This is a genomic window from Rhodoferax sp., assembly GCF_039922535.1.
Taxonomy (GTDB): Bacteria; Pseudomonadota; Gammaproteobacteria; order Burkholderiales; family Burkholderiaceae_C; genus Rhodoferax_B.
Genome location: NZ_JBDTEM010000073.1, coordinates 1 through 5,322, shown reverse-complemented (window position 1 = coordinate 5,322; position 5,322 = coordinate 1). Strand labels below are relative to the sequence as shown.

The window sequence follows — 5,322 nt, the reverse complement described above, 5'->3', positions numbered from 1 at the left end:
TTTTCCACCAGCACCACGCGCAAAGTGGTGGGCAGGGCCCACATCTCGGCCAGATTCAGCTCGCGGGTTTCCTGGTAGGCGCTGAGGAACTGCACCAGCAACGCCTCGTCAAATGCGCCATCGGTATGCGCCACAAAAGCCCATGCGATGCCATAAACGCGTGGCAACCCGGCCAGTGGCTCGTCTTGCAACACGGGCAGAGCGCGGAAGTAGCTGCGGGGCAGTCCAGCGTGGATCTCTTCCAGCTGGGCTTTGATCAAATGGAAATTGTCCAGCAGCCACTCGGCTGCCGGGCTTACATCGTAGCCGGTGGCGGCCTGCACACCGATGTAGCGGTGGGCCTCGTCCAGGGTCTGGATGTTTTCCCGCAGCCGCGGAAAAAAGCTGGCGGCCCGCAGACTGGGCCGTTCAGCCCGGTGGGTCTCACCCAGGCTACGACCGTGCTGCGCAAAGCGCTGCAGGCCAAATATCTCGGACCGTATTGGCGGCTGCACCGGGCCACGCACCCCGTCCAACATCTGGCACAGGATGGGGGATGCGCTGGGCACCAAGCGCAGCAGCTCGGTCGCCATCGTTTAAAGCACCAGCAAAGTGGCACCGATCAACAAGGCGGCTACGGCCAGGGTGGTGACAAAGCGCGAAGCGGCAAACCCATGCAGTTTGGCTCCCAGGTGGCGCAGGGCGGACCAGCGCTTGTTGCTGCCTTGGCACAGGCTCAGGTGCTCACCCAAAGCGGCCAATTCCATGGGTTGGCTGGTGGCGGCATCACCGTAAGAAGAGGTGCTCCAGCTAGGGCCGGTGTACTGGGAGGACGCAATGGAATCGGTAGCAGAAGCAAGCATTAAATTCTCCATCCGCACGGCGCGGGAAAGGTTGAACACGGGGGAAACTGGGGCCGGATTGCCTGGAGGTGCTATGCCACGGCCATCCGGTAGCTTCATGGTAGGAAAGTGGGGGTCGGCTGTCTGTCAGACAGTGCGCCGCAGCGGGTAGGACGCTGGCTACAAATTCCGGCTTTGTAGGACGATGCCGACGCGCATTGCCGACCACCGCCGATAGCCGCTGGCCGTGCAGACGGGAATGATGGGACACACTACTTTTTGCCCGAGGACCTCCATGCCCACTGCTCTCCAAACCGTCTCCGATCCGCGCCAGAACCAGTTGCTGGCATCCCTGTCAGATGCCGACTGGAAACGTTGGCAGCCGTATCTGGAATGGGTGGATTTGCCGCTGGGCAAGGTGCTGTGTCGCTCGGGCAGCACGCCCGGCTATGTGGTGTTTCCTACCACCGCCATCGTCTCGTTGATGTACCTGGCCGAGGACGGCGCGTCGTCGGAGGTGGCAGTGGTGGGGCTGGACGGTGTGGTGGGCCTGTCGCTGTTCATGGGCGGTGATGTGAGCCCGCACGAAGCGGTGGTGCAAAGCGCCGGGCAAGGATACCGGCTGAGTGCCCACCGCGTGAACGCCGAGGCCGAATCGGGTGGCCCGGTGATGCGCATGCTGTTGCGCTATACCCAGGCGCTGATCGCCCAGGTAACGCAGACCGCCGCCTACATCCGCCACCATTCCATCGACCAACAATTTTGCCGCCGCCTGCTGCAAGGGCTGGACCGCTTGCCCAGCAACAAAATGGCCATGACCCAGGAACTCGCCGCCAACCTGCTGGGCGTGCGCCGTGAGGGGGTTACGGCGGCGGCCCGCAAGCTGCAACTGGCCGGGGTGATTGCCTACCGGCGTGGCCATATCGAGGTACTGAACCGCCGTCGGCTGGAGCAGGGTGCCTGCGCATTCGACGGTGCCAGCAAGTCCCGGCCGCGCGATCTGATGACGATGGCGGCCTAGGTTTTACCTGGCTGCTTGCCTCCGTCCTGGCGCTTGCGCTCGCTGGTGGCTTCGGGTGAGCCATCAACCAGTGCCCGGTAGCGGGCCTCGCTAGCCTGCATGGCAGCGAACATGACCTTGGAGTCGCTGATATCGGCCAGTACCAGATGCTGTTCGGCCTTGTCTGCTCCGTCCTGGGCAGCGCTGGTGGTCAATTGGACCCAGCAGGTATGGCCCTCCATATTGGTTACTTGCAGTTCGCAGGTTTGGGGGGTTCCGGTTTCCAGTAACTGTGTGCGCAGGCGGTAGTAAGTGTCCTGGTGTTCTTTGGCTATGAAGCGGCTGATGCGCTGCCCCACCAGCTTGGCGCGCGCCAGTCCTAGCAACGCTGCAGCAGCCAGATTGGCCTCCACCACCAGCCCACTTTCGCTCACTGTGCAGTAGCCCACCGGGGCCATGTCGTACAGCTCAAAGTAGTTGGCGCGAGATACCTCCAGCAGCAACTGGGTGCGGCGCAATTCCTCGTTTTGCATTTCCAGTTCGATCTGGTGCACCTGCAGCTCGTGCATGGCGCGCTGCATGCCCGCCAGCGTCAAGGTTTCGGGTGGGCTGTTGCGCATCGCTACTTGGTCGCGGACGATCGCCTCGGCTTGTAGACGCAGGGACTGCGCGGCCTGTGCTTTATCCATGGGGGGCCTTACTGGTGGCGTGGGTTTGGGTGCGTTCGGTGGTGGCAACCGCATAGATATGTCCGGCTGCATCCAGCAGCTCGGTCGATGTCAGTGTAATGGTGAGCACCTGGCCGTCTTTGGTCAGCCGCTGGGTGGTGGGGTCGGTGGTCTGGGCCGGCACGCCTGGTGGCAGGCGGTCACGCGCATTCATTTGCAGGGCCTCGGCCTCGGTCCATCCGTACATGCGCACGGCAGCAGGGTTCCAGGCCAGGATGCGACCGTCCGGGTCTTGCACGGTGATGGCATCGAAGGCATCGCGCACCACCACCGCCAGGCGCAACAGCTCGTTGGCCTTTCGCAGCGCCTCGCGGGTGCGCACGATCTCGGTGATCTCCACAAAGGTGAGCACCACGCCCTCGATCACGTTGTCCAGCGTGCGGTAGGGCAGGATGCGCATGGTGTAGTGCCGGTGCTCCAGCGTCTCTACATCGGCTTGAACGGGCTGCAGGTTTTTCAGCACCGCCTGCACATCGGCCACCAGCCGGTCGTAGCCCAGCAGGTTAGATGCAATATGGCCCACCGGGCGGCCCACGTCGCTCAAAATCAGGTTGATGATCAGCGTGGCTGCCGGGGTGAAGCGCAATATGCGCAGGCCGTGGTCGATAAAAATAGTGCCAATGCCGGTACCCGCCAGCAGGTTGTTCATGTCGTTGTTGGCGCGGGACAGGTCGGTCACCTTGGTTTGTAGCTCGGTGTTGACGGTGGCCAGCTCTTCGTTGATGGACTGCAGCTCTTCCTTGGAGGTTTCTAGCTCTTCGTTGGTGGACTGCAGTTCTTCGTTCACCGACTGCATTTCTTCGTTGGACGACTTGAGCTCTTCGTTGGACGTTTCCATCTCTTCGTTGGCGGCTTGCAGGTACTCTTCCTTGGCCTGCAACTGGTCGGTCAGCGCATCGATCTGGGCCTGCGCATCCGGGTTGGTGGTGGGTGGCGGCGATAGCAGGTGCGGCGGCGCGTCCTGCACCCTGGCCAGTTCCAGCACCACCAGGTACAGCGCGGACTCCAGCGCCGATGCTGCACCCGTGGCTACCGGGCACACCGACAAGTTCACCAAGCTGAAGTGGCCATTGGTTTTGACCCGCAGGTTCAAAGCCTGTGCCGGTTCCTTGCTCACTGCTACCTTGTGCAACACCGAGGTCAGTTCGCGGCGCAGGCCTTCTCGGGCCATCTTGAGGATGTTGTTGATGCCCGCCTCGCCGGGCGCGGGCTCCAGAAACATGCCAGTGCGGCCATGCAGGTAGAGAATGTCGCCCTGGCCATTGACCAGTGCGCCTGCAGGGGCCAGGTGCTGCAACAGGGTTTGCTCGGTCAGGGTGCGCAGCGAGAGTTTCATCGGGTGGGCCAGTTTGTCAATCACGCGCGGCAGCGCCACGTCGCGGGCGGCCAGTGGCGGCAAAAACCGGCCCAGGGCGGCACGCTGCGCGCCCTGGAAATCTTCTTTGCGCTGGTAGGCCTTGGATTTGCGGTCTACCACGGCAAACACGTCGGCCAGCTCGCCCACGGTTTCCGAGCTACCCAGAAACAGCATGCCGCCGGGCAGCAGCGCGTAGTGGAACAGCGCCATCACCTTCTTTTGCAGCTCGGCACCCATGTAGATCAGCAGGTTGCGGCAACTGATCAGGTCGAGCTTGGAGAACGGCGGGTCTTTGACCAGGTCGTGCTCCGAGAACACCAGCATGTCGCGGATACCTTTGTGCACGCGGTAGGCGCTGCCATCGGGCTCGGCGGTGAAAAAGCGGGCCAGCCGCTCGGGGCTGATGTCGGTCGCGATGCTGGCCGGGTACACCCCGACGCGGGCAATCGCAATCGCGCGGCTGTCCAGGTCGGTCGCAAACACCTGTACTTTGTAATTCAGCTTGAGCACGTCTAGCCGCTCTTGCAGCAGGATGGCCAGCGAATAAGCTTCTTCGCCCGTCGAGCAACCGGCCGACCAGGCACGCACCACCGAGCCGGGGGCTTTATTAGCAAACAGCTTGGGGAGCACCTGCTCCTCTAGCAGTGCAAAGGCCTCGGGGTCGCGGAAGAAGTTGGTCACGCCGATCAGCAGGTCGTGGAACAGCGCATCTACCTCGGTGGGGGTGTGCTGCAGGTACTTCACGTAGTTGTCCAGCGCAGTGATCTGGTGCACCGCCATGCGCCGTTCGATACGGCGGTAAATGGTGTTGGGCTTGTACTGCGAAAAGTCGTGGCCGGTCTGGGTGCGCAGCAGGATGAAGATCTTTTTCAAGGCGCTTTCGGTATGCGGTGCGCTGGGCGCGCCGACATTTGGCGGGTGGCCAAAGGCGTGGGCCACGTAGGCCATCAACTGGGCGGGCATTTCGGCAGGGGGCAGCTCGAAATCGACCAGGCCGGTGGCCAGGGTGCTGCGTGGCATGCCGTCAAATTCGGTCGAGGCCGGGTTTTGCACCATCACCATGCCGCCCTCGCCCTTGATGGCGCGCACGCCCAGCGTGCCGTCGCTGCCGGTGCCTGACAGCACGATGCCAATCGCCCGCTCGCGCTGGTCTTGCGCCAGCGAGCGGAACAAATAATCGATGGGTAGGCGGTGGCCGCGCGGGGCGGTAGGCTCCAGCAGGTGCAAGGCACCGTTCAAAAACGCCATGTCGCGGTTGGGCGGAATGATGTAGACGCAGTTCACCTGGACCTCCATGCCGTCTTCCACCTCCATCACCTGCATGCGGGTCTTGCGCTGCACCAAGGACGTCAGGATGCTGGTGTGGTCAGGCGCCAGGTGCTGCACCAGCACAAAGCCCATACCGGGATCCTTGTC

The 5,322-nt window shown here is 62.8% G+C and carries 5 protein-coding genes; 1 reads left to right on the top strand and 4 read right to left on the bottom strand.

The features are described 5' to 3' along the window. Together ABI213_RS02955 and ABI213_RS02950 are read right to left on the bottom strand one after the other, a co-directional pair. A partial coding sequence (locus ABI213_RS02955; RefSeq protein WP_348026053.1) for a hypothetical protein occupies window positions 1-572 on the bottom strand: 572 nt, incomplete at its 3' end. A gap of 3 nt (window positions 573-575) precedes the next feature. After that, on the bottom strand, window positions 576-842 hold the full coding sequence (locus ABI213_RS02950) for a hypothetical protein (protein ID WP_348008531.1): 267 nt from the start codon (window positions 840-842) through the stop codon (window positions 576-578). Window positions 843-1,116: 274 nt separating this feature from the next. Here ABI213_RS02950 and ABI213_RS02945 point away from each other — a divergent pair, with 274 nt between their 5' ends. After that, window positions 1,117-1,842 carry a Crp/Fnr family transcriptional regulator gene (locus ABI213_RS02945; protein WP_348008532.1) on the top strand — a complete coding sequence of 242 codons (726 nt, stop codon included), beginning with the start codon at window positions 1,117-1,119 and terminating at the stop codon, window positions 1,840-1,842. Here the strand turns inward: ABI213_RS02945 and ABI213_RS02940 are convergent. Beyond that, complete coding sequence (locus ABI213_RS02940) at window positions 1,839-2,510, bottom strand: PAS domain S-box protein (protein WP_348008533.1); 672 nt, start codon at window positions 2,508-2,510, stop codon at window positions 1,839-1,841. The genes ABI213_RS02945 and ABI213_RS02940 overlap by 4 nt on opposite strands. Beyond that, a partial coding sequence (locus ABI213_RS02935) for a CheR family methyltransferase (protein ID WP_348026051.1) occupies window positions 2,503-5,322 on the bottom strand: 2,820 nt, incomplete at its 5' end. The genes ABI213_RS02940 and ABI213_RS02935, both read right to left, overlap by 8 nt.

What these genes read in the sequence shown, in the direction of transcription:
- ABI213_RS02950 (WP_348008531.1), bottom strand. Translation starts at nt 842, where the DNA reads ATGCTTGCTTCTGCTACCGATTCCATTGCGTCCTCCCAGTACACCGGC.
- ABI213_RS02945 (WP_348008532.1), top strand. Translation starts at nt 1,117, where the DNA reads ATGCCCACTGCTCTCCAAACCGTCTCCGATCCGCGCCAGAACCAGTTG.
- ABI213_RS02940 (WP_348008533.1), bottom strand. Translation starts at nt 2,510, where the DNA reads ATGGATAAAGCACAGGCCGCGCAGTCCCTGCGTCTACAAGCCGAGGCG.